The organism is Stenotrophomonas sp. 86428_Sma (assembly GCF_056481585.1).
On sequence record NZ_CM151156.1, the window covers coordinates 4,907,042 to 4,933,389 of the forward strand.

22 protein-coding genes are annotated in these 26,348 nt (G+C 67.9%); 13 read left to right on the forward strand and 9 right to left on the reverse strand.

The genetic code is table 11. The features are described from left to right. Positions 1–139 precede the first annotated feature (139 nt). Genes recD through recC form a run of 3 tightly spaced genes read right to left on the reverse strand, consistent with a single transcriptional unit; the run spans position 140 to position 9,041 of the window. A complete protein-coding gene (gene recD, locus ACZK3J_RS22465) occupies positions 140–2,020 on the reverse strand; it encodes an exodeoxyribonuclease V subunit alpha (RefSeq protein WP_478476261.1) in 1,881 nt (626 codons plus the stop codon). Next, positions 2,017–5,697 (reverse strand): exodeoxyribonuclease V subunit beta, encoded by a 3,681-nt coding sequence (gene recB / locus ACZK3J_RS22470; protein ID WP_049462910.1) that lies wholly within the window; start codon positions 5,695–5,697, stop codon positions 2,017–2,019. The genes recD and recB overlap by 4 nt, the downstream gene beginning before the upstream one ends. Further along, positions 5,694–9,041 (reverse strand): exodeoxyribonuclease V subunit gamma, encoded by a 3,348-nt coding sequence (gene recC, locus ACZK3J_RS22475; protein ID WP_478476262.1) that lies wholly within the window; start codon positions 9,039–9,041, stop codon positions 5,694–5,696. The genes recB and recC overlap by 4 nt, the downstream gene beginning before the upstream one ends. 189 nt (positions 9,042–9,230) lie before the next feature. Between recC and ACZK3J_RS22480 the strand changes: the two genes are divergently transcribed. From ACZK3J_RS22480 to ACZK3J_RS22505, 6 genes are read left to right on the forward strand one after another with little or no spacing between them, the layout of a single operon-like run. Continuing rightward, on the forward strand, positions 9,231–10,019 hold the full coding sequence (locus ACZK3J_RS22480; RefSeq protein ID WP_010487485.1) for an ABC transporter ATP-binding protein: 789 nt from the start codon (positions 9,231–9,233) through the stop codon (positions 10,017–10,019). Further along, entirely contained in the window at positions 10,019–10,768 is a 750-nt protein-coding gene (locus tag ACZK3J_RS22485; RefSeq protein ID WP_005414955.1) for an MlaE family lipid ABC transporter permease subunit, read from the forward strand. Before ACZK3J_RS22480 ends, ACZK3J_RS22485 begins: the two co-directional genes overlap by 1 nt. 59 nt (positions 10,769–10,827) lie before the next feature. Continuing rightward, entirely contained in the window at positions 10,828–11,352 is a 525-nt protein-coding gene (gene mlaD / locus ACZK3J_RS22490; protein ID WP_010487482.1) for an outer membrane lipid asymmetry maintenance protein MlaD, read from the forward strand. Beyond that, entirely contained in the window at positions 11,349–12,011 is a 663-nt protein-coding gene (locus ACZK3J_RS22495; protein ID WP_010487479.1) for an MlaC/ttg2D family ABC transporter substrate-binding protein, read from the forward strand. Before mlaD ends, ACZK3J_RS22495 begins: the two co-directional genes overlap by 4 nt. Continuing rightward, on the forward strand, positions 12,001–12,312 hold the full coding sequence (locus tag ACZK3J_RS22500) for an STAS domain-containing protein (RefSeq protein WP_049462907.1): 312 nt from the start codon (positions 12,001–12,003) through the stop codon (positions 12,310–12,312). The genes ACZK3J_RS22495 and ACZK3J_RS22500 overlap by 11 nt, the downstream gene beginning before the upstream one ends. Position 12,313: 1 nt before the next feature. After that, on the forward strand, positions 12,314–13,327 hold the full coding sequence (locus tag ACZK3J_RS22505) for an MlaA family lipoprotein (RefSeq protein ID WP_032128489.1): 1,014 nt from the start codon (positions 12,314–12,316) through the stop codon (positions 13,325–13,327). Positions 13,328–13,411: 84 nt separating this feature from the next. Here the strand turns inward: ACZK3J_RS22505 and ACZK3J_RS22510 are convergent, their stop codons facing one another. The 3 genes from ACZK3J_RS22510 to ACZK3J_RS22520 all read right to left on the reverse strand — a co-directional run bounded on the left by ACZK3J_RS22510 (position 13,412) and on the right by ACZK3J_RS22520 (position 16,100). Further along, positions 13,412–13,957, reverse strand: a complete 546-nt coding sequence (locus tag ACZK3J_RS22510; RefSeq protein WP_010487473.1) for a glutathione peroxidase — start codon at positions 13,955–13,957, stop codon at positions 13,412–13,414. A 137-nt stretch (positions 13,958–14,094) separates the two neighbouring features. Beyond that, positions 14,095–14,493, reverse strand: coding sequence for a hypothetical protein (locus ACZK3J_RS22515; protein WP_049462906.1), 399 nt, complete (start codon positions 14,491–14,493; stop codon positions 14,095–14,097). A gap of 71 nt (positions 14,494–14,564) precedes the next feature. Then, positions 14,565–16,100: a DNA recombination protein RmuC gene (locus ACZK3J_RS22520; RefSeq protein WP_049400349.1), complete on the reverse strand. Its 1,536-nt coding sequence runs from the start codon at positions 16,098–16,100 to the stop codon at positions 14,565–14,567. A 45-nt stretch (positions 16,101–16,145) separates the two neighbouring features. On the opposite strand from ACZK3J_RS22520, the gene ACZK3J_RS22525 reads away from it, so the two are divergent. After that, entirely contained in the window at positions 16,146–16,751 is a 606-nt protein-coding gene (locus ACZK3J_RS22525; protein ID WP_478476263.1) for a glutathione S-transferase family protein, read from the forward strand. 121 nt (positions 16,752–16,872) lie between these two features. On the opposite strand, the gene ACZK3J_RS22530 is transcribed toward ACZK3J_RS22525, so the two are convergent. After that, positions 16,873–17,880 (reverse strand): zinc-binding alcohol dehydrogenase family protein, encoded by a 1,008-nt coding sequence (locus tag ACZK3J_RS22530; RefSeq protein ID WP_478476264.1) that lies wholly within the window; start codon positions 17,878–17,880, stop codon positions 16,873–16,875. A 91-nt stretch (positions 17,881–17,971) separates the two neighbouring features. Here ACZK3J_RS22530 and ACZK3J_RS22535 point away from each other — a divergent pair, with 91 nt between their 5' ends. The 5 genes from ACZK3J_RS22535 to ACZK3J_RS22555 all read left to right on the forward strand — a co-directional run bounded on the left by ACZK3J_RS22535 (position 17,972) and on the right by ACZK3J_RS22555 (position 22,313). Then, on the forward strand, positions 17,972–18,943 hold the full coding sequence (locus ACZK3J_RS22535; RefSeq protein ID WP_478476265.1) for a LysR substrate-binding domain-containing protein: 972 nt from the start codon (positions 17,972–17,974) through the stop codon (positions 18,941–18,943). A 15-nt stretch (positions 18,944–18,958) separates the two neighbouring features. Further along, on the forward strand, positions 18,959–19,588 hold the full coding sequence (leuE, locus tag ACZK3J_RS22540) for a leucine efflux protein LeuE (RefSeq protein ID WP_005411716.1): 630 nt from the start codon (positions 18,959–18,961) through the stop codon (positions 19,586–19,588). Next, positions 19,585–20,013: a hypothetical protein gene (locus ACZK3J_RS22545; RefSeq protein ID WP_049420929.1), complete on the forward strand. Its 429-nt coding sequence runs from the start codon at positions 19,585–19,587 to the stop codon at positions 20,011–20,013. Before leuE ends, ACZK3J_RS22545 begins: the two co-directional genes overlap by 4 nt. Before the next feature lie 5 nt (positions 20,014–20,018). Next, on the forward strand, positions 20,019–20,708 hold the full coding sequence (locus tag ACZK3J_RS22550; protein ID WP_219631213.1) for a suppressor of fused domain protein: 690 nt from the start codon (positions 20,019–20,021) through the stop codon (positions 20,706–20,708). A gap of 177 nt (positions 20,709–20,885) precedes the next feature. Beyond that, positions 20,886–22,313, forward strand: a complete 1,428-nt coding sequence (locus tag ACZK3J_RS22555) for an amino acid permease (RefSeq protein ID WP_032128498.1) — start codon at positions 20,886–20,888, stop codon at positions 22,311–22,313. A gap of 92 nt (positions 22,314–22,405) precedes the next feature. On the opposite strand, the gene ACZK3J_RS22560 is transcribed toward ACZK3J_RS22555, so the two are convergent. Both ACZK3J_RS22560 and ACZK3J_RS22565 read right to left on the reverse strand, forming a co-directional pair. After that, the gene (locus tag ACZK3J_RS22560) at positions 22,406–23,647 is read right to left on the reverse strand and encodes a dipeptidase (protein WP_478476266.1); all 1,242 of its coding nucleotides are present in this window, start codon (positions 23,645–23,647) and stop codon (positions 22,406–22,408) included. A 124-nt stretch (positions 23,648–23,771) separates the two neighbouring features. Continuing rightward, entirely contained in the window at positions 23,772–24,941 is a 1,170-nt protein-coding gene (locus tag ACZK3J_RS22565) for a class I SAM-dependent rRNA methyltransferase (RefSeq protein WP_049400342.1), read from the reverse strand. 407 nt (positions 24,942–25,348) lie between these two features. Between ACZK3J_RS22565 and ACZK3J_RS22570 the strand changes: the two genes are divergently transcribed. Continuing rightward, positions 25,349–26,311: a TerC family protein gene (locus tag ACZK3J_RS22570; RefSeq protein ID WP_164090401.1), complete on the forward strand. Its 963-nt coding sequence runs from the start codon at positions 25,349–25,351 to the stop codon at positions 26,309–26,311. The last annotated feature ends 37 nt before the right edge of the window (positions 26,312–26,348 follow it).

The window sequence follows — 26,348 nt, forward strand, 5'->3', positions numbered from 1 at the left end:
CCCGAAGCGATCAGGACGCTCTTTTGTAGAGTCGAGCCATGCTCGACTCCATGGCCCATCAGCCGAGCATGGCTCGGCTCTACATTATTGCGGCGCAGTCGAGCATGGCTCGACTCTACAGGGGCGCATCGCGCCCGTTTCAGAACAACGTGCCCTGCACCATGGGCTGTTCAATGCGCGCCGGCTCTTCGGCCACCGCTTCCGCGCCCAGCCGCCAAGCCAACCCACCCAACCGGCTGGCATGGCGCTTCAACGCCGCCTGCAGCACGTCGGCGCTGCCGGCCACATGCAGCACCTGGCGGGCGCGGGTCAGGCCGGTATAGACCAGTTCGCGTGACAGCACGCGGCTGTCCTGGCGCGGCAGCTGCAACCACACTTCATCGAACTCCGAGCCCTGTGCCTTGTGCACGGTCATCGCAAAGGCGCTTTCGTGCGCGGGCAGCGCCGCTGGATGGAAGGCGCGCGGCTGGTCGACGCTGTCGCCGGGGAACCAGGCCACCATCGCGCCGCTGCCATCGCGCAGGCAGATACCGATATCGCCGTTGAACAGGCGATGACGGTAGCTGTTCTCGGTGACCAGCAGCAGGCGACCCTGGAAGTAGCCGGGGGTGTTGCCGGCCAGCAGCTGTTCGATGCGGCTGTTGAGCCCGCGCGCGCCCTGCGGGCCTTCGCGCAGTGCGGTCAGCACGCGCAGGCGCCCGGCCTGCTGCAGGGCAAGCACTGGATCGGCCGCGTCGGCCAGTGCACGCCAGTGGCCCAGCAGGTGCTCGCGCTGGCCACGCAGCGGATCGGCTTCGCCTTCGTGGAAATGCACGCCGGCCAGTTCACCACTGCGCAGCAGCTGCAGCGCGGTGCTGCTGTCGCCCTCGCGCACGGCATGGGCCAGCGGTGCCAGGTCCAGCGCATTGCTCTGCCGGTAGCCGCGCTGCAGCTGCACGCGGCGCCCGGCGAAGGCGCGTGGTGCCGCCTGCGGCTGCAGCGTGGCCGGAAGCAGCAGATCATGCAGTGCCTGCGCGTCATCGGCGCGGGTGCCGATGCCATCACCGCTGGCGCGCAGGATCGCACTGAGCACGTCGCCGGCCTCGACCGAGGGCAACTGATCGGGATCGCCGAGCAGGATCAGCCGGGTGCCGCTGGCGATCGCGTCGACCAGCTTGGCCATCATCGGTAGATCGATCATCGAGGCTTCGTCGACCACCACCACGTCCACCGGCAGCGGATTGTCGGCGTGGTGGCGGAAGCGCGGTGAATCGGGAATCACGCCGAGCAGGCGATGCAGGGTGGTGCCGGTACTGGGCAGCGCCGTGCACAACGCCGGGTCCAGTCCTTGTTCCTGCAGCCGTTGCACGGCGACGCGAAGGCTCTCGGCCATGCGCTCGGCGGCGCGCCCGGTGGGCGCGGCCAACGCCACCTCGGGCAGCGGCTGGCCGACGTGCCGGGCCTGCGCGGCCAGCAGCAGCAACAGGCGCGCGATGGTGGTGGTCTTGCCGGTGCCGGGGCCGCCGGTGACCAGTGCCAGCGGATGGCGCAGGGTCACGCCGGCAGCGCGTGCCTGGTGATCCTCGCTGCCCGATGCCTGCGGGAACAGCTGCGCGAACAACGGTGCCAGCGCCGCCATATCCGGCGCCGGCAGCGGATGCCGGCCGATGCGCTGCAGCCCAGCCGCCAGCTGACGCTCGTACTCGCGATAGCGGCGCAGGTAGAGCAGGCCGTTCTCCAACACCAGCGGCGCATCCTCGGCGATGGCGTCGGCCTGCTCCGGCGTCGCTACCCATGGCGATGCACGCAGCTGTGCCAGCCAGTCCTGTGCGGCAGGCCACTCGGGTACGCCTTCCAGCAACCGTTGCGGTTGTGCCGGATCGAATGCAGCGTGGCCTTGCGATACCGCCAGCGACGCAAGCGCAGCCGCCAGCGCCACGCTCTCGGGCGTGTCGTCGCGCAGCCGCTGCAGGCTGGTCGCCAGTGCATGGTCGAGGGTGCGCAGCAGGCCCTTCTGGTGCAGTTCCTTCAGCAGGCTCATGCACTGGCTCCACGGGCACGCGCAGCCAGTTCGGCCTGGGCCTGTTCGCCACCGGCGAACAACGCATCCAGGGCATCCACCAGCGCCAACGGGAAGCGGTCCACATGCACACCGTTGCCGGCGGCATCCAGGCCACGGCAGAACAGGTAGCGGATGCCGCCCATGTCGCGCTCGTAGTCGTAGGCCGCACCCAGGCGGAAACGCAGCCAGCGATGCAGGGCCACGGTGTAGATCAGCGCCTGCAGGTCGTACTCGCTGTGGCGCATGGCAATGGCCAGCAGGTCCGGGCTGTAACCAGGCAGGCGGTTGGACTTGTAGTCGAGCACGTACCAGCGCCCGTCGCGCACGTAGGTCAGGTCGATCATGCCGGTCATCAACCCTTCCAGGCGGCGGCGCTGGCCGAAGCCGCGTCGCGTGCTGGAAACACCGTGCGCATGCAGCACCTGCAGCAGCGCCGGCACCGTGGTCGGCTCGATGGCGAAATGGAAGTCGATTTCCGCGCGGCGCTCGCCTTCACCCAGGCTGTGCAGCGCGCCGCCTTCGGGTAGCGGCACGGTGAGCGTGTGGCCGACCAGCGGCACCAGCACCGCCACGCCATCATCCAGGTCGACGTCGGCATAGCCTTCGTCGTGCAGCGCCTTGCGCAGTACCTCGGCCTGTCCCTCAGGGGCTTGCAGACCTGGCTGCCAGTCACCCCATGCGGCGAAGTCGACGTTCTCCATCGCCTCGTGCAGCACATTGCCGAAGCGACTGCCCATGAAGCGCGGGTCGATCGGTGTGCTGTCTTCGGCCGCCGCGGCGGGTTCCGGCAACGCCGGTTCCAGTGGCAGTTCCGGGCCAGCGGGTTCGTCGGCAGCGGGCGCCGGCAGCTCGGTGGCGGCGGCTTCGATATCACTGCCCGCGCCGGCATCGGCGTGGGCCAGCTGGGTGAAGCTGTACACCCACCAGTCGTGCGGGACGCGCCGGGTCAGGGCACGCACCGCCGGAAGGTCGCCTTCCACTTCGGCCGCCAGCTGCGGCAGCGCGGCCGCTGCCTCACTGTCATCGATGTGCACATCGGCGCGCGCGCGCAGCGCCTGCAGGTCACCCAGCAGCGGCGCCAGCCGCGTCTTGCCGAGCCCGGCCAGATCACCCACGGCGATCCACAGCGCATGCTCGGCACGGGTCAGTCCCACATACAGCAGGCGTGCATCCTCGGCGCGCTGCTCGCGCTCGCGCTGGGCACTGGCCGCTTCCCAGGCTTCGTCCTTGTCCAGCTTCCAGTGCAGCTGGCGCTGGCCATCCACATGCACCGTGCAGTGCGACGCCGTGTTCGGCGCGCCGCCGTCGATGCCGACGAACGGCAGGAACACCAGCGGGTACTCCAGGCCCTTGCTCTTGTGCAGGGTGATGATCTGCACGCGGCGCGCATCCGATTCCAGGCGCAGCAGCTGCTGCTCGTCATCCTGGTCGGCGCTGGCCATCTGCCCCTGCAGCCAGTCCAGCAGGCCATGCATGCCCAGCGCCTGCGCCGAGGCTTCCTGCAGCAGTTCACCCAGCTGCAGGTAATTGGTCAGGCGGCGCTCGCCATCGATCAGCGCCAGCAAGCGTTCGCCCTGTGCAGCACAGACGTCGGCGATCACTGCGAACGGTCCGCCGCGCTGCCAGCGCTCACGCCAGTTCAGCAGCTGTGCCTGGAACTCGCGTTGCAGGTCGCCCTCGCGCTCCATCGCGGCGATCGCACTGGCCCGCTGGCCAAGCAGCACGGTGGCCAGCACCGCACGCAGGCGGCCTTCGTCGGCCGGTTGCAGCAGCGCCAGCAGCAGCGCGCGCAGATCACGCGCTTCGGGGGTGGCGAACAGGCTCTGCTTGCCGGCCGCCACGGCGGGAATGCCGACCGCGGCCAGCGCGCGCTGCACCAGCGTCGCCTCGCGATGCGAGCGCACCAGCACCGCGATGTCACCGGGCTGCACCGGGCGCCCACGCAACACGGCATTGCCCGCACGCGCCTCGACCAGGATCTGGTGAATCGCAGCCACGCAGGCCTGGGTCGCGGCATCACGCGAGGCGTCCGCACTCATCGCCTTGTCACCGCCACTGCGCAGCACGCGTAGGGTGAGTGCCGCGGCGGCATGGCCATCACGCTGGTAGTCCTCGTCGATGCGCACGCCACCGGGCCGCACCGGCTCGAACTGGATGTCGCGTTCGAGGAAGGCGTCTTCGCCACCGTTGTCGTACAGCGCCTGCAACGCGCGCAACACAGCCGGTCGCGAGCGGAAGTTCTGGTCCAGCACCGGCGCCTGCTGCGCCACCTGCTTGGCCTTCAGGTAGGTGTGGATGTCACCGCCGCGGAAACCGTAGATCGCCTGCTTGGGGTCGCCGATCAGGAACAGTGCCGGCGCCAGGCCGAGTTCGCGCACCTCCGGCGAATCGCCGAACACGGTGTGGAAGATGCCCCACTGGCGATCGTCGGTGTCCTGGAACTCATCGACCAGCGCGATGCGGTACTGCGCACGCAGTTGTTTCACCAGTGTCAGCCGTTGCGGGCCTTCCAGCGCCACCGCCACGCCATCGATCAGATCGTCGTAGGTCTGTACCCGGCGCGTGCGCTTCAGCGCCTGCAGGCGTTGCATGGCTTCGGCGCGAAGCGCGTGCAGGAAGTTCAACGCGGTACCACGCAACCAGGCATCGCGTTCGGCCAGCAGCGCGACATAGCGCGCCAACGGCGCCTGCAATGGCGACGATGGCGTGCGATCGGGGAATTTCTTGTTAGTCTTGTCGGCCAGCACCTCCGGCAGCAGTGCCGGCAGGCGCTCGCTGACCAGCAGCTCGCGCGGGTCGCCGCGCTCGGCCCAGGCCAGCATCTGCCGGCCCAGCGGATGCAGCCAGCCCAGCTTGTAGGACACGCCGTTGAGCCACTTGTTGTCGACCGCATCGCAGAGATCGATGAAGAACTGCTCGCCATGCTCACGCACGCTTGCGGACAGTGCTTCCGCCGCACTGTGCAGGGCCGGGTGTGGATCGGCCAGTGCCACCGGCTGTGGCAACGGGTGCAGTGGCGGCGTGCCCAGCAGCGCGCGCAGATCAGCGGCCAATGCATCCGGGTTGGACCACAGCCAGGTCAGCGGTTCCAGCGTGGCCGGGTCATTGGCATGCACGCGCCATAGATCAGCGGCCAGCTCCTCCAGCAGTTCACGATCGCTGGCCAGCAGTTCCGGCGGATCAAAGGTGTGGCCGCTTTCCAGCGCATGCTCGCGCAGCACGCGGGTGCAGAAGCCGTGGATGGTGAAGATGGATGCCAGGTCGATCTCGTCGGCAGCCACCTGCAGGCGGCGTTTCAGTGCGACCGCGCTCTCGGTTCCGCCCTGTAGATGACGCTGCAGCACGTCGCGGGTCAATCTCGCGTCGGGTGCTTCACCCTCGGCCGGTTCCAGATCGACCAGGCGCGCGGCCAGCGCCAGGCGCTCACGGATGCGCTTGCGCAGTTCCTGGGTGGCCGCATCGGTGAAGGTCACCGCCAGGATCTGGCCGATGCGAAGGCCCTGCTCCACCACAAGGCGGGTGAACAACGTGGCCAGGGTGAAGGTCTTGCCGGTGCCTGCGCTGGCTTCAATCAGGCGGATGCCGTCCAGCGGCAGGGCCAGGTAAGGATCGCCCGCCATACGCTGGGTTTCCTGATCGGCGATGGCGGTGTTCATGCGTTGCCCTCCTGGCGTGCTTCGGTACCGAGAGTGCGGCCTTCGCGCACCGCGCTGAAGACCACCTGGCTGTTGCGCAGCAGCTCGGCATAGCTGGCATCGGTGGCGAACGGGTCGGCACCGCGCAGCAGCAGCTGCCAGGCGTCGCTGCTGGATTCGCCCCAACTGCGGTCGCTGCCATGCCACTGCTTCCAGCCTTCGCTGCGCTGTTTTTCTGCCGGTGCGTTGTACAGCACCCAGCCGGTATACGGGGCAAAGCGCAGCGGCTCACGCAGGCCGCGCTGGCGCAATTGCAGCAGCGCACGCAGCGCCGCGCGTGCAGCGGGGGCGCTCAGTGCTGGCAGCACATGCGGGCCGGGACCGGCGTCACCGCCATCGTGGAACTGCACCAGCGGCAACGCATCGCCGGCGGCGTTGGCCAGCAGCCAGTCCAGGCCCTGGCGGATCACTGCATTGCCATTGAGCGTGCCGGCCCGCAGGCGCACCAGCCCTTCGGGATGCCGATCAGCCACGCGGCCGTGCAGGCGCACGCCGTCGATGTCCACTTCGTAGCGACGGCTTTCCAGCGGTTCGCCCTGCATCCAGCCCAGCAGCGCACTGGCATACGGGCGCGTCTTCAACTGCTCCACCTCGAACTGGCGCTCGCCCAATGGACCCGATGGCAGCAGTCCACGCGCGCGCAGCCGCGGGTACAACGGCTCGGTATCGCCGCTGAGCGTGGCACGCACCACCGCCGCCTGCACGCTGCGCTTTTCCGGCCCGCGCGATGACAGCACCAGCGGTTCCAGGTCATCGACCTCCTCGATATCGTCGGCCAGGCGCAGGCCCAGCGACTGCGCGAGGAACTGCCCGGCCGGATCGCACAGGAAACGGCGCAGGGTATCGAGTGCGACGTCGTCCTCCACCGCATCGTCGAGCGGCGGTGGCAGCGGTGCGTCGAACCACGGCTGCAGTCCACCGCGCTGGCCAGTGAGGCGACCGGCCGCCGGATGCCACTGGCGGCGATAGCTGAAGCGGCGTGGGTCGCCGTCACCGAACGCGGCGGGCGAGAACGGCTGCAAGGCATGGCGCACGGTGAAGTCGCGGACCGCCGCAGGCGGATCGAGGTGATACGCAGCGGCGGCATCGATCAGTTCACTGACCAGCACCGACGGCTCGCGCACGCTGCCATCGCGCGGATCGGCACCGAGGTAGCTGAGGTAGAACACCTCCTGCGCGGCGGCGAACAGCTGCAGGAACAGGAAACGGTCGTCTTCGCGGGTGGAGCGGTCGCCCGGTCGGCGGCGCGGCGTGTCCAGTTCGGCGGTGAGCTGGTTGAGACCGGCCGCCGGGTCACGGCGCGGGAAATCGCCATCATTGAGGCCCAGCACGCAGATCACCCGGAACGGCAGCAGTCGCATCGGCACCATGCGGCCGAAACTGATGCCACCGGTCAGCAGCGGTGCGCGCGTATCGGCCTCGCCCAGCGCGCCGGCGAAGTGCGCACGTACCACCTCCGGCGGCACGCCTTCCGCGAAGCCGGCCTTGGCAGCATCCTCGGCGAACTGGTTGAGCAGCTTGCGCAGGCGCTCCAGGGCACGCTGGCTGTTGGGCGAACTCGGCGCGGTCGGCAGCAGCGCATCGAGCAGCGACAGCAGGCGCTGCCGCCACTGCGCCGGGGTCAGCAGCTCACCGAGGCGACGCTGATAGACCGCCAGCACGCGCAACAGGCGCAGCAGCCGGTCCAGCGCGTCCAGTGCACCACCTTCCAGTTCGATCCACGGCGCGACACCGGCCAGGTCGGCCTCGCTGCCGGTGGCGTGACCGAGCACCAGGCGGTCCAGTGCGAACTGCCAGGTGTAGGCGTCGTCGGCCGGCGCCTGGTGCTGGTGGCGGTGCTTCGCATCCAGGCCCCAGCGTGCACCGGCCTGCTGCAGCCAGCCATGCAGGCGGTCGAAGTCCACCGCTTCCAGCCCGGCCGCTTCGGCCAGCGGCGCGCTGGCCAGCAGGTCCAGCACTTCATTCAGGCCAAAGCGCGAGACCGGCAAGCCCAGCAGGTGCACGAACACATCGGCCAGCGGTTCTCCGGCCAGCGGGCTGCTGTCGGCCAGCGCATAGGGGATGTGCTCCTCCTCGCCACCACGGCCGCCGAACACCGCTTCCAGGTACGGCACGTAGGGATCGATGTCCGGCGCCAGCACCGCGATCTCGCGCGCCTGCAGCGGCGGGTCGAAGCGCGGGTCCTGCAGCAGGCTGCGCAGCTGGTCGTGCAGCACCTGCAACTCGCGCAGGCGGGTATGGCAGGCGTGTACCTGCAGGCTGGGGTCGTCGCTGCGAAGCCCGTCGCGCAGCTCGCCCGAGGGCAGCGCGCGGCGGTGGAACAGATCGCGCTGCAGGCGATGCAGCAGGCTGTCGGACAGGCCGCCTTCGTCCAGGGTCGGCCGGGTGTCGTCCTCCGGATCGGAATAGGCGGCGATTTCGCCGGCCGGATGCACCACCTCGTAACTGCCCAGCACCGCCATGAAGTCGCGCCCGGCCGCGCCCCAGGCTTCCAGCAGGCGGTTTTCGCCGGCTGCTTCGCCGAAGGGATCGGGCGCGCCGCTGCGCAGGCGCTCGGCCAGGGTCTGCAGATCGCCCCAGTACGACTGCACCGGGGTGGGCATATAGAAGTGCAGCTCGCCAACACGTGCCTGGGTGGCCATCACCCGCAGCACATCGGGCGAGATGTTGAGCGTCGCGAACGCAGACATGCGCGGTGGCAAGCCCTTCGGCAAGGGTTGGCCGGCCCCTTCGAAACGGTCCAGGTATTCCTGGATGCGGCGCGCGCGGTAGTCGTGGCCGTGGGTGATGGTGCGCCACAGGATCGCCTGCGGATCGGACGGTTCGGCACCGGCCGCCCAGCGCAGCAGCCAGTCGCGGCGCCACGCCTGGTACTTCTCGAACACCGAGGCCAGCTCGCCAGCCAGCGCCCACGGCTTCAATGCGTCATCGCCGGCAAGATAGGACTGCAGCGCGCGCATCGGTGGCTGCGCCAGCAACGCCGGGTCGCGCAGGGCCTGGTACAGCTTCCAATGCAGGCCGGCCGCGTCCAGGTCGTCCTGCTCGCCGCTGACGTTGGCCTTCAGCGCGCGCGCCACGAACTCACCCGGGGTGAGGAATTCGAGGTTCGCAGCCACACCGAACTCGGCGGCCAGTGTCGCTTGCAGCCAACGCCGCATCGCTACCTGCGGGATCAGCACCACTTCCGGTGCCAGCAGCGGCTGGCCAGGAACGGGCGCACGCACATTGCGCGCCAGCAGCGCGGCCAGCACGTCCAGGGAGTTGGAATGGTAGAGGCGGAAATCGCTGCCTGGGTCACTCATCATGCACAGTGTGCAGGACAGCAGGCAGTATTCAATGGCTGGGCCGCGAGCGGTACGGATTGTTCCGGGACGCCAGCCGATTGTCCCGGCCTCCGGCGAGGCTTGTCGTGCAACAATACTGCACCGTCCAGTCTGCTTATGTTCAGCCGACGGGCCCGATCCTTCGATGTCTAAAAAACGTTAATGGTGCCCATGTCGGCTTCCACCTCCAGTCTGGTGCAGTTATCCAACGTCCGCATCGACCGGAGCGGACGCACGATCCTGCGCGACGTGTCGCTGCAGGTGCCCAAGGGCAGCATCACCGCCGTTCTGGGTCCGTCCGGCAGCGGCAAGTCGACCCTGCTGGCGGCGCTGACCGGCGAACTACGCCCGGTCGCCGGCGAGGTCACCCTGTTCGGCAAGCCGATTCCGCATGACAGCGGCGCGCTGCTGGAAATGCGCAAGAGCGTGGGCGTGCTGCTGCAGGGCAACGGCCTGCTGACCGACCTGACCGTGGCGGAAAACGTGGCGCTGCCGCTGCGTACGCACACCCGCCTGCCGACCGCCGTGCTGCGCCGGCTGGTGCAGATGAAGCTGCATGCGGTGGGCCTGCTGGCCGCCGCCGATGCCTGGCCGCGCGAGCTGTCCGGCGGCATGGCGCGCCGCGTGGCGCTGGCCCGTGCACTGGCGCTGGACCCGCCGCTGATGATCTACGACGAGCCGCTGACCGGGCTGGACCCGATCGCCTCGGGGGTGATCATGAGCCTGATCCAGCGCCTCAACCACAGCCTGGGCCTGACCAGCATCATCGTCAGCCACCACGTGCACGAGACCCTGCCGATCTGCGACCAGGTGATCGCGATCGCCAATGGCGGCATCGTGTTCCAGGGCACGCCCGAGGCACTGCAGTCCAGCCAGGACCCGCTGCTGCGGCAGTTCCTGCACGGCCAGCCCGATGGCCCCATCCCGTTCGATGCCGCGCCGCGCGCGAGGGTCGCCTGATGCCGTTCGTTCAAGCCACCCGCTCGCTGGGTCGTGCCGGCCTGTTCTCGCTGACCGTGCTGCGCGGTTCGCTGCCGACCCGTGATTTCCTGGCCGAGTTGACCCGCGAGATCTACAAGATCGGTGCGCGCTCGCTGCCGATCATCGCCGTCGGCGGTGCCTTCGTCGGCCTGGTGCTGACCCTGCAGGGCTACCGCACGCTGACCACCTTCGGTGCGGCCGACGCACTGTCGACCCTGCTCGGGCTGTCGCTGTACCGCGAGCTGGCACCGGTGCTGACCGCGCTGCTGTTCATTGGCCGCGCTGGCAGCTCGATCGCCGCCGAGCTGGGCCTGATGCGTGCCACCGACCAGATCAAGGCGCTGGAGCTGATGGCGATCGACCCGGTGGCCAAGGCGGTGGCGCCGCGCTTCTGGGCGGCGGTGCTGACCGTGCCGCTGCTGACCGGCATCTTCTGTTCGCTTGCAATCAGTGCCAGCTACTTCGAAGCGGTGCACGTGCTGGGCCTGGACAATGGCGTGTTCTGGTCGGCGCTGCGCAACAGCGTGGACTTCTGGGACGACTTCGGCGTGGCAATGCTGAAGTCGGCGATCTTCGGCGGCACTGCCGCGCTGGTTGCCGCCTATGTGGGTTTCCACGCCGAGCCGACCATTGAAGGCACTTCGGTGGCGACCACCCGTGCGGTGGTCAACGCTTCACTGCTGGTGCTGATGTTCAACTTCGTGCTGTCGGCAATGTTGTTCACCTAACCTCTCCACCGGCGGTGCGCAGGCGCGCGCGGCCACAACGACTCGATCAGGTAATCCACATGGCCATCCGCGGTCCCAGACTCGAATTTTCCGTCGGCGCCTTCCTGCTGCTGGCCCTGGCCTCGCTGATGGTGCTGGCCGTGGCCTCGACCAACCAGCGCTGGAGCTGGGGCAGCGAAGGCTACGACCTGAAGGCACGCTTCTCCCAGGTCGGCCAGCTGCGCAAGCAGGCGCCGGTGAAGATCGGCGGCGTCACTGTCGGCCAGGTCGCTTCGATCGACCTGGACCCGGTGAAGTTCGAATCGATCGTCACCCTGCGCATGGACAGCAAGGTCAAGGACCTGCCGGCGGACACCTCGGCCGGCATCTTCACCAGCGGTTTGCTCGGCGAGAGCTATATCGGTCTGCAGCCGGGCGGTGATCCGGACGTGCTGAAGGCCGGTGACGAGATCGTCTTCACCCAGCCGGCGGTGGACCTGATCCAGCTGGTCGGCAAGTACATGTTCAGTGGCGGTGCCGGTGGCGGCGCTGCTCAGAAGCCCAACGATGGCGCGCAGGCGCCTGCAACGGAACCGCAACCATGAAGATGAAACTGATCCCGGCCCTGCTCGCCTCGGCGCTGCTGGCGGCCACCCCGTTCCTGGCCCAGGCCCAGGCCGCTGCGCCTGCCGCTGCCGCAACGCAAAGCCAGGCCGGCAAGGTGGTGATCGATGCCAGCAGCCGCATCCTGTCCACGCTGCAGCAGCGCAAGAGCGAGTTCACCAGCAACCCGGCCAGCCTGCGCAGCTACATCGACAGCGAGCTGACCCGCACCTTCGACCGCGACTACGCCGCGCGCCTGGTGCTGGGCCCGCACGCCCGCGGCGCCTCCGACGCCGACATCAAGCTGTTCGCCGATGCCATGGCCGACAGCCTGATGCAGCGCTACGGCTCCACCCTGCTCAACATCCAGGGCAAGCCGAGCTTCCGCCTGAAGGGTGAAAGCCCGCTGCCGGGCAATCGTGGCGTGCGCGTGAGCACCGAACTGGTGCGCGCCGGCAACGAACCGACCCCGGTCGAGTACTGGATGCGCAACGTGAACGGCCAGTGGAAGATCTTCGACGTCAACATCGAAGGCATTTCCTACGTGCAGACCTTCCGCAACCAGTTCGACACCCCGCTGCGCCAGAAGGGCATCAAGCAGGTGGCCAACGAACTGCACAGCGGCAGCATGCAGGCCGGGCCCGCGGGCAATGGCAAGTAACGCACTGGCGCTGCTGGAAGGCGACACCCTGCGCCTGCGCGGGGTGCTCGACCGTGCCGCGGTGATCGCACTGTGGCCGCAGCTGCAGGCCCTGCCGGCAAAGCTGTCACGGCTGGAGCTGAGTGAGGTCGAACGCGTGGACAGCGCCGGCCTGGCGCTGCTGGCCGAGCTGGCCGCACGTGCGCGCAAGAGCGGTCACCCGCTGGCAGTCTCCGGCGCGCCGGCCGGCTACAACGAGCTGAGCGCAGCCTACCGGCTGTCGCCCGACCTGGATTTCAACGCTACTTCTGCTGCGAGCTGACATGAACGTCGTACGCACTTTCCCCCTGATCGTCCTGGCCACCGCCCTGACCGCCTGCGCCGGCAAGCCCGCACGCAGCGATGCGCCCGCAGCCAGCACCGTGGTCCCGGCCAGCACCATCGCCGAGGCCTCTGCCCCCACCGCCGATACCGCTACGGTCGATGCCGCACCGGCAACAGCCGTGGTTGCCGCACCTGCGCCGGCCACGCCGCCATCCGCACCGGCCCGCAGCGCCGACACCGATGCGGCCAGGGCCGCGGCGGCGACCGCCCCCGGTGGTGACGACGACTTCGATGCCCTCTACGGCGGTGCCGGCAACACTGGCAGCGCGGCAGCCTACGATCCGTGGGAACCGTTCAACCGCAAGGTGCACACGTTCAACAACGCGGTTGACCGTGGCATCGCCCGCCCGCTGGCCACGGCCTACACCCACGTGGTGCCGCGCTTCGCCCGCACCGGCGTCAGCAACTTCTTCAGCAACCTGCGCGCACCGGTGACCATCACCAACCAGCTGCTGCAGGGCCGTGGTGCCGATGCGTGGGACAGCCTCGGCCGCTTCCTGATGAACAGCACGCTGGGTATCGGCGGCCTGTTCGATCCGGCCAGCAAGGCGATGGTGCCGCGTCGCAATGAGGACTTCGGGCAGACCCTGGGGGCCTGGGGCTGGCGTCGTTCGCGTTACGTGGAACTGCCGTTCTTCGGCCCTCGCACCGTGCGCGATGTGTTCGGCCTGGCCGGTGACATTCCGCTGTCGCCGATCCGCCGCATCGAAGAGGACAAGATCCGCATCGGCCTGCAGGGCATGCAGCTGGTCGATACCCGCGCGCAGCTGCTGGCAATCGACGACCTGCGTGACACCGCCGTGGACGAGTACTCGCTGGTACGCGATGCGTGGATGCAGCGCCGCAACTACCAGATCGAGAACGATCTGCGCAGCAAGCGCGACCGTGGCCACGACGATGCCAATTCGCCGATCCCGGTCGATGCGATGCCGATGCCGCAGTGGACGCACTGAGTCCGGTCTGCAGCGCATGAAAAACCCCGCCTCGGCGGGGTTTTTCTTTTCCGGTAGGTGCCAACCTTGGTTGGCACGCTTTCCTCAGGCTGCCAGCGCTGCCTCGATGGCCTCGCGCAGGCGCGCGTCATCGGCAGCCACGTCCGGGGCGAAACGCGCGATGACCTTGCCGTCGCGGCCAACCAGGAACTTCTCGAAGTTCCACAGCACCGCCGGTGCTGCGTGGATCGGGATCTCCTTGCTGGCCAGGCGCTCACGCAGCGGGCCTTCGCCGATCGACTGCGGCTGGGCGGCGGTCAGCTGCTGGTACAGCGGATGGGTATCGTCACCGGCCACGCTGATCTTGGAGAACATCGGGAAGCTGACGTCGTAGGTGAGCTGGCAGAACTGCTGGATCTCCGCCTCGCTGCCCGGCTCCTGGCCGAGGAAGTTGTTGGCGGGGAAGCCCAGTACTTCCAGACCCTGCGCGTGCTTTTCCGCATACAGCGCCTGCAGGCCTTCGTACTGCGGTGTCAGGCCGCACTTGGAGGCGACGTTGACCAGCAGCAGTACCTTGCCCTGGTAGTCGGCAAGCGAGGACGGCTGGCCGTCGATGGTGGTGAGGGAAATGTCCTGGATCGGGGTGCTCACGCGGGGGCTCCGGCAACAGCGGGGAATGGCCCACCAGCATAGCGCCGCGCGATGGCGGTAGTGCCGGCCGCTGGCCGGCAGTCGTGCGACCGTTCGCAAGGGTTCATGCGGTTGCCGGCCAGCGGCCGGCACTACGATCAGTCCACGCAGATCGTGCCCTGCGCCTTGCCGTCATCAATGCGCTGGCGGCAGCCGAAGTTCTGGCGCACATCGCGCTGGCAGGTACCGGTAGCGGCGCTGCCAGCGCCCACCTCGGGACCGGCCAGGCACTGGCCCGTGCAGTCGCTTTTGCGGCTGCAGGCCTTGCCGGCATCGGCATAGGGAATCACGCACTGCTCGCGTTGCAGCCGGCCCAGCCGTTGCAGGCTGCCGCCGGCGGCCTGGCAGTCAACGTCGCGCGCTTCGCGATACGCCTCGGCCGCTTCAGGGCTGGTGGCTGCGGCAGGTGCCGCGGTCGTATCGGCAGCCGGTGGTGCGCTGCTGCAGGCGGCAAGCAGCGCGGTCAGGACAAGGCTGGTGAAGCGGCGCAGGCGCATGACGATACCTGATCGAGGCGGACAGGCCGCCAGCATACGCATCGGCGATGCAGGCGGCGTGTCAGCGTGGCTCAGGCCTCGTCGCCGTCACTGCCTTCCTCTGCTGGCAGCGCGTCCGGCAGCAACTGGCGGCTCTGCTCAACCGGCAGCGACTCGACATCCCTCAGCTTGCGGGCGATCGCGCGGGTGCGCACCCCGGTCTGGTCGATCTGCTTGCTGGCCTGGTCCAGCTTGGCCTTCACGTTGTCCAGCACATCGCCGAACTTGCCGAACTCGGTCTTCACCGCACCCAGCAGGCTCCACACCTCGCTGGACCGCTTCTCGATGGCCAGCGTGCGGAAGCCCATCTGCAGGCTGTTGAGCAGTGCGGTGATCGTGGTCGGCCCGGCGACCACCACGCGGTGGTCGCGCTGCAGCAGATCGACCAGGCCGGGGCGCCGGATCACCTCGGCATACAGGCCTTCGGTAGGCAGGAACATCACCGCGAAGTCGGTGGTGTGCGGCGGCACGATGTACTTCTCGCAGATCGACTTGGCCTGCACCTTCACCGCACGCTCCAGCTGCGCACCCTGCACGCGTACCAGTTCGGCATCACCCTGCTCCTGTGCGTCCAGCAGGCGCTCGTAGTCTTCGCGTGGGAACTTGGAGTCGATCGGCAGCCACACCGGCGTGTCATCGCTGCTGCGGCCCGGCAGGCGCACGGCGATGTCGACCATTTCGCCACTATCCGGGCGTACCTTCACCCCGCGCGCGTACTGCTCCTGGATCAGGGTCTGCTCGAGGATGTTCTCCAGCTGTACTTCACCCCAGCTGCCGCGCGTCTTGACGTTGGTCAGCACGCGCTTGAGGTCACCGACGCCGGTGGCCAGCTGCTGCATCTCGCCGAGGCCGCGCTGCACCTGTTCCAGGCGCTCCGAGACCAGTTTGAAGGACTGGCCAAGGCGTGTTTCCAGGGTGGACTGCAACTTCTCATCCACCGTCACGCGCATCTGTTCCAGCTTCTGCGCATTGTCGCTCTGCAGCGCGCGCAGCTGCTCTTCCAGCGTTGTGCGCATCTCGGCGATGCGCTGCTCGTTGCGCTGGGTCAGTTCCTGCAGGCGCAGGCCAAGGCTTTCAGTCAGGCGCTGCTGCGACTGCGCGCCCTCCTCGCGGCCCTTGCGTGCATCGTCCACCAGGGTCTGCCGCAGCGCGCCGAGCTGGGTATCGGTACGCCCGGTGAGCTCCTGCAGCTGCTGGCCAAACGCATGGATGCGGGCTTCCTGCTGCTGGCCGAAGGTCTCCAGCTGGCCGCGCAGCTCCTGCAGCCGCTGTCCCATCAACGCCGCGCCGCGCTGCTGGCTCTCGGCCGCTTCGGCGCGCGCCTTGCGGGCATCTTCGCCCAGCGCTTCGCGCAGCAGGTCCAGGCGCTGGTCGGTGCGGGTGGACAGATCGGTCAGCGCGCGGGCGAAGCCATCGAGCTGTTCGCGCAGCTCGCTGCGCCCGGCCCGCGCCTCCTCGCGCACCGCCTGTTCCAGGCGGTCATGCGGCGGGCGGCGCAGCAGGGCGACCAGCTGCAGGATGAGCACGGCCAATAGAAGGCCGCCAATGAGCAGATATTCGGTTTGCATGGGGCAAGTGTAGGCTGGCCGAGTCTCAACTGCTGCGTCAGGACCATGGTCGTCCTCTACGGAAAGCCCACCTCCATCAATGTGCGTAAAGTGCTGTGGCTGTGCGCGGGGCTGGATCTGCCCCTGCCCCACGAACCGGCCCCCTCGCCGGACCTGCTGGCCACGCTGAACCCCAACCGGCAGGTGCCGGTGCTGCGTGATGGCGACTTCGTGCTGTGGGAATCCAACAGCATCTGCCGCTACCTGGCCGCACGCGCCGGTCGCGAGGATCTGCTGCCACATGCAGCAAAGGACCGGGCCCGGGTGGAGCAGTGGATGGACTGGCAGGCCAGCGACCTCAACAGCGCATGGCGCCATGTGTTCATGGCGCGCGTGCGCCAGCATCCGGACTATCCGGATGACGCCCGTGCCGAGGCCAGCCTGGCGCAGTGGAACCGGCTGATGGGCGTCCTTGATGCACAGCTGGCCACTACCGACGGCTACGTGGCGGGCAACACCTTCACCCTCGCCGACATCGTGCTCGGGCTGTCGACCCAACGCTGGCGCAGCACGCCGGGCAGCAAGCCGGTACTGGCACACGTAGATGCCTGGTTCGAACGCCTGCGCCAGCAGCCCGGTTTCGCCGAGTACGTCGACAACGGTGTGGCCTGAGCAGTGGCTTCCGCAGCTGTTGGCAGGTGTCGACCTTGGTCGACACGGCTGATCCACGCCATGCGTGGATGAAGCGCTGTAGAGCCGGGCGCAGGCTCGGCTCCACAGGAAAAACCGGGCCTTACCAGCCTTCCAGCACGATCTTGCCCTTGGCGCGGTGGCTCTCCAGCAGCGCGTGGGCACGCCGCAGGTTGGCCGCGTCGATGCGCCCGAAATGCTCGCCCAGGGTGGTCTGCAGCACGCCTGTGTCGATCAGCTCGGCCACCCGGTTCAACAGGTCATGCTGGCGCTGCATGTCGGCGGTCTTGTAGAGCGGCCGGGTAAACATCGACTCCCAGTGCAGTGACAACGCCTTGCGCTTGAGCGCCACCACGTCGACCTGGCCGGGATCATCGATCAGCCCCAGCTGGCCCTGCGGCGCCAGCAGTTCCACGATCTGCGCGTAGTGCTGGTCGGAGTGGGTCAGGCTGGCCACATGCTGCACCTCGCTGATGCCGAGCCGCGCCAGGCCCTCGGCCAGCGGCAGGCTGTGGTCGATCACATGGTGTGCGCCCATTGCGTACGCCCAGTCCTGGGTATCCGGACGCGAGGCGGTGCCGATCACCGTCAGTTTCGTCAGCTTCCGCGCCAACTGCACCAGGATCGAACCGACACCGCCGGCAGCGCCGATCACCAGCAGGGTCTGGCCTTCGCCGCCGCCCTCGGGAATTCTCAGGCGGTCGAACAACAGCTCCCAGGCGGTGATCGCGGTCAGTGGCAGCGCGGCGGCGGCGGCATCGTCGAGGCTGGCCGGCTTGCGGCCGACGCTGCGCTCGTCCACCAGCTGGTACTCGGCATTGCTGCCCGGGCGATCGATGACGCCGGCGTAGTAGACCGCATCGCCGGGCTGGAACAGGGTCACCTCGCTGCCCACCGCGTCGACGATGCCGACCGCATCCCAGCCCAGCACACGTGGGCCATCGGTGGCCACGCCGCGACGGACCTTGGTGTCGACCGGGTTCACCGCCACCGCGCGCACCGCCACGCGCAGGTCACGCGGGCCAGGCTGCGGCAGCTCCAGTTCGATGTCGATCAGGGCCTGGGCATCATCGATCGGCAGGCCGGCTTGGGTGTAGGCAATGGCGCGCATGGCAGCGGTCCAGTGGGGAAGGAGGCGACAGGTTGCGCCGCACGCGCTCCCGCAGAAAGGCGCAGAATCGGGCAGCACTTTCACTCTGGCAATGAAGATGATCCGCTTCGACGATCTGCAGCTGTTCGTCCGCACTGCCGCACTGGGCAGCTTCTCGCAGGCGGCGCGCGAGGCCGACCTGCTGCCCGGGCAGGTCGCCGCGGCGGTGGCGCGGCTGGAACGCGAGCTGGACCTGCGCCTGTTCGTGCGCACCACCCGCAGCCTGCGCCTCACCGGCGAGGGTGCGCTGTACCTGCCGTATGCGCAGGAGGTACTGGCCACCCTGCGCGAGGGACAGGCGCGCGTGCAGGGCGAGGACACCGAGCTGCACGGCACCCTGCAGCTGTCGGCGCCCTCGGACCTCGGCCGCAACCTGCTGCTGCCCTGGCTGAGCGCCTTCCGAGCTGCGCACCCGCGGCTGCGCCTGCACCTGCGCCTGTCCGACGAGGTGGCCGATGTATTCCGCGACCCGGTCGACGTGGCCATCCGCATCGGCCACTTCGACGACGCCAACTACGTCGCCCTGCCGCTGCTGGAAGGCAATCGACGCGTGCTGGCCGCCTCGCCCGGCTACCTGCAGCGGCGTGGCACGCCCACCCGCCTGGAGGATCTGCGCGAGCACGACTGCCTGGTCTATCAACTCAACGGCCGCGCCTACGATCGCTGGTCATTCGAGGTCGACGGGCGTCGCAGCGTGATTCCGGTGCGCGGTCCGCTGGTCTGCGACGACGCCGATGTAGTGCGACGCTGGGCCGTGGCCGGCGAAGGCATCACTTACAAGTCCTGGCTGGACCTGCGCGAGGACGTGCTGGCCAGGCGCCTGCAGCTGCTGCTAGATGGTGTTGGCAGCAGCATCCCGCTGCAGCTGGTATGCCCGCACCGCAAGCAGTTCTCGCCAGCGGTACGGCAACTGCATGCGCAGCTGCGCCAGCACCTGCAACCGCTGCTGTCTGGCATGCCCACTGGCCTCATCCGCCCCCTGTCGCCAACGGCGGCACTGGCCGACAATGGCGGCCCCCCGTAACAAGAGAACGCCGCCATGCCGTGGATGGGCATCCAGGACCTGTGGACGTTTCTGGTCGCTGTGCTGGTGTTTCTTGCCCTGCCCGGCCCCGGCACCTTCACCCTGCTGACCGCCACCGGCCGTGGCGGCGTGCGCGGCGGCTACACCGCGCTGGCCGGCCTGCTGGTCGGCGACCAGATCCTGATGTGGCTGGCGTTGGCGGGCGTGGCGGCGCTGCTCAAGGCCAACCCGCTGGTGTTCCACGCGGTGCAGTACCTGGGTGCGGCCTACCTGGTGTGGGTCGGCATCAGCCTGCTGCGCACGCCGAAGCACGAGGGCGGCGACGCCGGTCCGATCCGCATGCAGCCGGGCCGCTACTTCCAGCAGGCGATCCTGGTCAGCCTGCTCAATCCGAAGGCGATCCTGTTCTACATGGCCTTCCTGCCGTTGTTCATCGATCCGAAGGCACACCAGGGCATCGCCACCTTCGCTGCGCTGGCGGGCATCATCCTGGTGGTCAGCATCGCCTACTGCTCGATGTTGATCGGCGTGGGCAACCTGGCCCGCCGCCGCCTGATCCAGCACCCGCGAATCAGCGATGCGCTGCGCCGCGTGGCCGGCCTGTTCCTGGTGGGGTTCGGCATCCGGTTGGGGCTGAACGGATGAAACCCTGGCCGACGGCGATGGGCGCCCTGCTGCTTCTGGCCAACACGACCGCCCCGGCGGCCACCGCACAGGACCATCGCTGCCTGAGCGGCGGCCGCAATGACGGCATCCATCTGGAATGGCGTTGGCTGGATGACGGCCAGGCCGACGTTCGCTATGCCGGGCAGCGCGAACGCCTGCTGCTGCGCCGGGTTTCAATGGAGACCACGGTGCTGGCCGAAGACCGCCCCTACCAGTTCGACAGCGTCTGGGAAGAGCGCATCAACGGGCGCCTCAACGGCCGCTACCTGCTGAGCACGCAGGGCGCGCTGGTGCTGGACCTGAGCTACGAGCGTAGCCGCGACGGACGTCGCACCACCTTCCACGATGACGTCGAGGCCTGGCAGGAAGACGGCTGCCGCTGGCCCGGCAAGGTGGCCGAGTGAGCACCATGGACGACGACACCCTGCTGGAGCGCAGCTGGGAATATCGGGAGGAGACGCTGTACCGGCGGTTGTTCGGCGATACCGGGCCGGGGATCTATCCGATCGACATGGATCTGCTGCGCAACGTCTTCAAGCAGGACCAGATCGACCCGCGCTGGCTGCATGTCGGCGTCAATGCCTGCCCTCCGCACGGTGATCGAAGGCACTGGATCTATGTCAGCTCCGGCCTGTCCAACCCCTGGGAAGGGCGGCACGAAGATGGCGATTCGGGGTTGGGCATCGAACTGATGCTTGAGACGCAGGAAGAAGCGACCTGGGCACTGACCACCTTGCGCTGGTTCACCGCGTACCACCTGCTGCTGTGCCACTCACGCATGCCCGGCAATCCGTTGGCGCCATGGGACCGGCTGAAGCTGGGGGGGCCGGTGGATCACGCAGGGAGCATGCTGCAGGCGGCCGTCTTCGTTCCGTCACTGCATTTTCCTGGACCCCAGCAACTGCCATCGGGACGATTCGACTTCCTGCAGCTGCTGCCATTGACCCTGGACGAGCATGCGTTCGGCCGCGCCCAGGGCTTCGAAGTGCTGGTGGCCCAGTTGAGAACCCAAGGTGCGGCGCCGGTGGTCGATCCGCAGCGGGTCAGCATCGATCTGGCCCCTGCTCCCACGCTTCAAGCGCCTCCCGGCTCGCCTTGAGGGATCGAATCATTTCGAATCCTGCCGGCATTTGTGCCGATTCCGGCAGAATGCTCGGAGTACAGCCGCGCCGGTGACGCATCTGACACTCGCATGACCCCCGTCAGTGGTAATGCTGCGCTGCGTTCGGTCACACTCGGGAACTTGTCGTTCTTAGTCACCCCTTCCGAGGCCTGCATGTCCCTGTTCCGGCGCAAGTCCCTAGATTCCGTCACCGTCCACGAAGCCGGCAGGCGCCTGATCCCGACGCTCAGCTGGCCGCACCTGATCGCGCTGGGTATTGGCGCCATCGTCGGTACCGGCATCTACACGCTGATCGGCGTCGGTGCCAACCTGGCCGGCCCGGCCGTGCTGATCTCCTTCGCCATCGCCGGTGCGGTCTGCGCCTGCGCGGCACTGTCCTACGCCGAGCTGTCGACGATGATGCCGGCCGCCGGCAGTGCCTACACCTACAGCTACAGCGCGCTGGGCGAGGTGTTCGCCTGGGTGGTGGGCTGGAGCCTGATCCTGGAGTACTCACTGGTGGTGAGTACGGTGGCGGTGGGCTGGTCCGGCTACTTCGTCGGCTTCCTCGAATGGGTCCACACCCAGTTCGGCTGGAACGTGCACCTGCCAGCGTGGCTCGCAGCCGGCCCGCACGTGGAAGGCGGCATGATCAACCTGCCGGCGATCGTCATCACCTGGCTGGTGGCCGGCATGCTGATGGCCGGCACCAAGGAAAGCGCCACCCTCAATGCCATCCTGGTGGTGTTCAAGCTGATCGCGCTGGCCATCTTCGTGGCCGTGGCCCTGCCCGCCTTCGACAGCGCCAACCTGCAGCCGTTCATGCCGTATGGCTTTGCCAAGTCGATGGGCCCTGATGGCGTCGAACACGGCGTAATGGCGGCGGCAGCGATCATCTTCTTCGCCTTCTACGGCTTCGATGCGATCTCCACCGCCGCCGAAGAAACCAAGAACCCCGGCCGCGACCTGTCGATCGGCATCATCGGTTCGATGATCGGCTGCACCATCGTCTACGTGCTGGTCGCGCTGGCCGCGGTCGGTGCGATGAGCTACGCGGTGTTCGGCCACAGCGCCGAGCCGCTGGCCCTGATCATGCGCCAGCTGGGCCATCCGACCGCGGCGATGGTGATCGGCGTGATCGCGATCATCGCGCTGCCGACGGTGCTGCTGGCCTTCCTGTACGGCCAGAGCCGCATCTTCTTCGTGATGAGCCGCGATGGCCTGCTGCCGCGTGGCCTGTCCAAGGTCAACGCACGTACCGGCACGCCGGTGGCGACCACGCTGTTCACCGCGGTGGTGGTGTCGGCGCTGGCCGGCGTGGCCCGCCTGGACGAGATCGCGGCGCTGGCCAATGCCGGCACCCTGGCCGCGTTCACCGCCGTGGGCATCTGCCTGGTGGTGCTGCGCCTGCGCGAGCCGAACCGCGAACGTACCTTCCGTACCCCGCTGGCCTTCGTGGTTGGTCCGCTGGCCGCGCTGGGCTGCATCTATCTGTTCCTCAGCCTGCCGCACAGCACCCAGCTGTACTTCCTGCTGTGGAACCTGGCCGGCCTGGTGCTGTACTTCCTGTACAGCCGCCGCCACGCGCTGATCGCGAAATAACCGGATCACCGGTAGTGCCGGCCGCTGGCCGGCACCTCGCATCCTGTTGATACGGGCAATGCCGGCCAGCGGCCGGCACTTCCGCAGGGCGGTCAACCGCCCTGCTTTGCAGCGTAGTCCTGCGCCTGCCGCATCACCCGCAGCAGGTTGCCGCCCCAGATGCCGGCAATCTGCTGCTCGGTATAGCCCTTGCGCAGCAGCCACGCGGTGATCTTCGGCAGCTGGCTGACATCGGGCAGGTCGCTCAGGCCACCGCCGCCATCCCAGTCCAGGCCGATGCCCACGTGCTCGGGGCCGACCACCTTGAGGATGTGCTCGAAGTGGGCGAAGAAGTCATCGAGGCTGGCATGGCGCACCGGGTGCTCGTGGTCCAGCGCCTGCTCGGCCTTCAGCAGGGCAACGCCCTGTTCGATGCCCATGCCTTCCCAGCCACCCAGCTGCTTGCTCAGCGCTTCCTCGGCCTGCTTGCGCTCGGGCGTCTTTGCGGTGTCGATCAGGTAGCCGCCATAGGCGTTCACCTGGATCACGCCGCCGGCCTTGGCCAGCTTGCGCAGGCGCGCGTCATCCAGATTGCGCGGGTGGTCGTAGACCGCCTTGGCCGAGCTGTGCGACAGCACGAACGGCACCGGCATCATCGCCAGCAGGTCGTCGAACACCGCGTCGGACGCATGCGACTGGTCGATCACGATGCCCAGCTTCACCGCCTGCCGCACCAGGTCCTTGCCGGCCGGGCTCAGGCCTTTCCACTCCGCACCCTTGGGATCGGTGGCCGAATCGGCAAACTCGTTGTTGGCGAAGTGCACGGTGCTGAGCAGGCGCAGGCCGGCGCGGTGGTAGAACGACAGCAGGCTCGGGTCTTCCACCAGCGGGCTGGCGTTTTCCATGCTGATGTAGACCACGCGCTTGCCGGCGGCCTTGATCCGCGCCGCGTCATCGGCGGTCAATGCCAGCGCGAAGCGCTCGGGGTTGGCCGCCAGCATTTCGCGGATCTCCAGCAGCCGCTGCAGGCCATGGTCACGCTCGGCGAGGTGCGCAGCGGGGCTGCGGTCGCCCTGATCGGTGTAGATCGCCCAGAAACCGCCGTCCAGCGCACCTTCGACCATGCGCGGGTAGTCGACCTGCGAAAGCGCATTGCGGTCGTGACGCTGCTCGATGTCGAAGCCGGTTCGGCCGAAATTGGCCGGCGTATCCAGGTGGCTGTCGAGGGTGACCAGGCGCTGCTGCAGGGCCTTGGCGCGCGCCAGCTCCTGTGCGCTGAACTCGATGGCATGAGCCGACAGCGGCGCGCACAGCGCCAGGGCAAGCACGACGGACAGGTGGCGCAACGATGGCATGGGCTCTCACCGGCAATGGGAAGAGCCCGACCATAGCGCTGCGGACCGCGGATTTGTAGAGTCGAACTGTGCTCGACTGATCAGGCACCGCGAGTCGAGCATCGCTCGACTCTGCATCTGGAAATCAGTCCACCACGCGGCAGAACACGGCCTTGAGGTAACGCGATTCCTGCACGTGGGCCATGAACGGATGATCCGGGCCGGCGCCGGCCACCTTCAGGATCTGGATCGTGCGGCCGGAGAAATAGGCCGCGCGGCGCAGCATGTCGAGGAACTGGTCCTCGGCCACCAGGCCGGTGCAGGAGAACGTGGCGAACAGGCCGCCCGGCTTCACCACGCCCAGCGCCAGCTTGTTCATGTCCAGGTACTTCTTCAGCGCAGTGATCACCTGGTCGCGGTCGCGGGTCATCTTCGCCGGGTCCAGGATCACCACGTCGTACTGCTCACCGCGGTTGGCGGCGTCGCGCAGCCACGGGAAGATGTCGGACTGGACGAACTTCGGGCGCACGTTGTTCAGGCGCGAATTGCCCTTGGCGATCTGGATGACGTCTTCATCGATGTCGATGCCGACCACTTCAGTGGCACCACGCGCCGCCGCGTACACGGCGAAACCGCCGGTGTTGCAGCACAGGTCGAGCACGCTCTTGCCTTCCACCTGCTGGCTCAGCCACTCGCGGTTCTCGCGCTGGTCGGCAAAGAAGCCGGTCTTGTGCGCACCGGCCGGGTCAGCGCGGAACTTGATGCCGTACTCGGTGATCACCGCCGCTTCGGTGGTGGTGTTGCCGTGGAAGTCGAAGCTTTCCTGCTTCTGCACGTGCTCGTCGGCGAAGCTGTGGAAGCGGCAGCCCGGGAACTGCTCGCGCAGGGCGTCGTAGATCCACTCGCGGTGGCGGAACATACCGGCGGCGAAGAATTCGACCACCACCAGATCGCCGTAGCGGTCCACCACCAGGCCGGACAAGCCATCGCCCTCACTGTGCACCACGCGCCAGGCGTCGGACACCGCGTCGAGCTTCAGCACCTCACGGCGCAGCGACACCGCCTGGGCGATCTTGCGCGAGAACCAGCCGGCATCCACCGGCACGTTCTGGTCGGTTTCGAGGATGCGCACGGCAATGCGCGAGTGCCCGTTGTAGAACCCGCGGCCGATGAACTCCCCGTCCACGCCGACCACGTCGACGATGGAACCGGGCTTGGGCCGGACGGTCGGCTTCTCGACCAGTTTCTGGAAGATCCACGGGTGGCTGGAACGCCACGCATTCTTGAGGCGGACAATCGGAAGGGGGGTATTCATCCACCTATTGTAGCCGGGGGGCGCTTTCGTAGAGTCGAGCTGGCGCGACGGGCGTTGCTGAACGGCCCGGGCAAGGCGTGCCAACCAAGGTTGGCACCTACCAGGGCGGGCCGGCCGGCGTGCCAACCAAGGTTGGCACCTACCAGAGCGGGGGCCCCGGCCGCCCGGCATTTGACGGCAGCCCGGCCAGGCCGCAGAATCGGCGCCAGAAGGGGAGTAGCTCCCAGACGTTGTCGCCGTCATTTCGAGCCCGCAGGCTCCGGTGCAACGGCAGTTCCAGCCGACTGGAACTGCGAGCGAGACCTTCGCCGTACTGGCGAAGCTCTGTCCCTGGATCCCCCTCCCGATCCTCCGTTGCAGATCCTCGCCGTCCGGCCTGGCATTCATCTTTCCAACGGACATTCCCAATGCAGACGATCGGTAACGTGTGGTTGTGGGGCGGCTTCGCAGCGGTGGTGGTCATCGCCCTGCTGGTCGACCTCGTGTTGATGCGCCATGGTGGGCCGCACAAGGTCACCTTCAAGGAGGCCCTGTGGTGGTCCATCGGCTGGGTCGCGCTGGCCCTGCTGTTCAATGCGGGCCTCTGGTACTACCTGAATGAGACCGCGGGCCAGGTGGTGGCCAACAAGGTCGGCCTCGAATTCCTGACCGGCTACCTGGTCGAGAAGGCGCTGGCGGTCGACAACATCTTTGTCTTCCTGATGATCATGAGCTACTTCGCGGTGCCGGAGGAGCAGCGCCAGAAGGTGCTGATCATCGGCATCCTGGGCGCGATCGTGCTGCGTACGGTCATGATCTTCGCCGGCAGCGTGCTGATCACCCAGTTCCATTGGCTGCTCTACGTGTTCGGCGCCTTCCTGCTGTTCACTGGCTGGAAGATGTGGTTCGCCGCCGGCCAGGAGCCGGACCTGGAGGCCAACCCCGCCCTGCGCTGGATGCGCAAGCACCTGCGCCTGCTGCCGGATTACGCCGGCAACGCGATGAGCGTGAAGCGCGACGGCGTGCGTTGGTTCACCCCGCTGTTCGCGGTGCTGATCCTGATCGCGGTGACCGACGTGATCTTCGCCGTGGACAGCATCCCGGCGATCTTCGCGATCACCACCGACCCGTTCATCGTGCTCACTTCCAATGTGTTCGCGGTGCTGGGCCTGCGTGCGATGTTCTTCCTGCTGGCCGGCATGGCCGACCGCTTCCACCTGCTGCCGTACGGCCTGGCGCTGGTGCTGGGCTTCATCGGCATCAAGATGATGATCATCGACCTGTTCAAGATCCCGACCCCGATCTCGCTGGGCGTGGTGGCGGTGATCATCGCCGCTACCGTGGTGTTGAGCCTGAAGTACCCGCCGAAGGAAGGCGAAGGCCAGGCCTGAGCCTGACCCGCTGGATGGCGCGGCCGGTGGGATTGTC

What these genes read in the sequence shown, in the direction of transcription:
- recB (WP_049462910.1), bottom strand. Translation starts at nt 5,697, where the DNA reads ATGAACACCGCCATCGCCGATCAGGAAACCCAGCGTATGGCGGGCGAT.
- ACZK3J_RS22525 (WP_478476263.1), top strand. Translation starts at nt 16,146, where the DNA reads ATGGTCGTCCTCTACGGAAAGCCCACCTCCATCAATGTGCGTAAAGTG.
- ACZK3J_RS22535 (WP_478476265.1), top strand. Translation starts at nt 17,972, where the DNA reads ATGAAGATGATCCGCTTCGACGATCTGCAGCTGTTCGTCCGCACTGCC.
- ACZK3J_RS22480 (WP_010487485.1), top strand. Translation starts at nt 9,231, where the DNA reads ATGTCGGCTTCCACCTCCAGTCTGGTGCAGTTATCCAACGTCCGCATC.
- ACZK3J_RS22545 (WP_049420929.1), top strand. Translation starts at nt 19,585, where the DNA reads ATGAAACCCTGGCCGACGGCGATGGGCGCCCTGCTGCTTCTGGCCAAC.
- ACZK3J_RS22555 (WP_032128498.1), top strand. Translation starts at nt 20,886, where the DNA reads ATGTCCCTGTTCCGGCGCAAGTCCCTAGATTCCGTCACCGTCCACGAA.
- ACZK3J_RS22495 (WP_010487479.1), top strand. Translation starts at nt 11,349, where the DNA reads ATGAAGATGAAACTGATCCCGGCCCTGCTCGCCTCGGCGCTGCTGGCG.
- ACZK3J_RS22500 (WP_049462907.1), top strand. Translation starts at nt 12,001, where the DNA reads ATGGCAAGTAACGCACTGGCGCTGCTGGAAGGCGACACCCTGCGCCTG.
- ACZK3J_RS22565 (WP_049400342.1), bottom strand. Translation starts at nt 24,941, where the DNA reads ATGAATACCCCCCTTCCGATTGTCCGCCTCAAGAATGCGTGGCGTTCC.
- ACZK3J_RS22515 (WP_049462906.1), bottom strand. Translation starts at nt 14,493, where the DNA reads ATGCGCCTGCGCCGCTTCACCAGCCTTGTCCTGACCGCGCTGCTTGCC.
- ACZK3J_RS22485 (WP_005414955.1), top strand. Translation starts at nt 10,019, where the DNA reads ATGCCGTTCGTTCAAGCCACCCGCTCGCTGGGTCGTGCCGGCCTGTTC.
- ACZK3J_RS22550 (WP_219631213.1), top strand. Translation starts at nt 20,019, where the DNA reads ATGGACGACGACACCCTGCTGGAGCGCAGCTGGGAATATCGGGAGGAG.
- ACZK3J_RS22530 (WP_478476264.1), bottom strand. Translation starts at nt 17,880, where the DNA reads ATGCGCGCCATTGCCTACACCCAAGCCGGCCTGCCGATCGATGATGCC.
- ACZK3J_RS22520 (WP_049400349.1), bottom strand. Translation starts at nt 16,100, where the DNA reads ATGCAAACCGAATATCTGCTCATTGGCGGCCTTCTATTGGCCGTGCTC.
- leuE (WP_005411716.1), top strand. Translation starts at nt 18,959, where the DNA reads ATGCCGTGGATGGGCATCCAGGACCTGTGGACGTTTCTGGTCGCTGTG.
- recC (WP_478476262.1), bottom strand. Translation starts at nt 9,041, where the DNA reads ATGATGAGTGACCCAGGCAGCGATTTCCGCCTCTACCATTCCAACTCC.
- mlaD (WP_010487482.1), top strand. Translation starts at nt 10,828, where the DNA reads ATGGCCATCCGCGGTCCCAGACTCGAATTTTCCGTCGGCGCCTTCCTG.
- ACZK3J_RS22570 (WP_164090401.1), top strand. Translation starts at nt 25,349, where the DNA reads ATGCAGACGATCGGTAACGTGTGGTTGTGGGGCGGCTTCGCAGCGGTG.
- recD (WP_478476261.1), bottom strand. Translation starts at nt 2,020, where the DNA reads ATGAGCCTGCTGAAGGAACTGCACCAGAAGGGCCTGCTGCGCACCCTC.
- ACZK3J_RS22560 (WP_478476266.1), bottom strand. Translation starts at nt 23,647, where the DNA reads ATGCCATCGTTGCGCCACCTGTCCGTCGTGCTTGCCCTGGCGCTGTGC.
- ACZK3J_RS22505 (WP_032128489.1), top strand. Translation starts at nt 12,314, where the DNA reads ATGAACGTCGTACGCACTTTCCCCCTGATCGTCCTGGCCACCGCCCTG.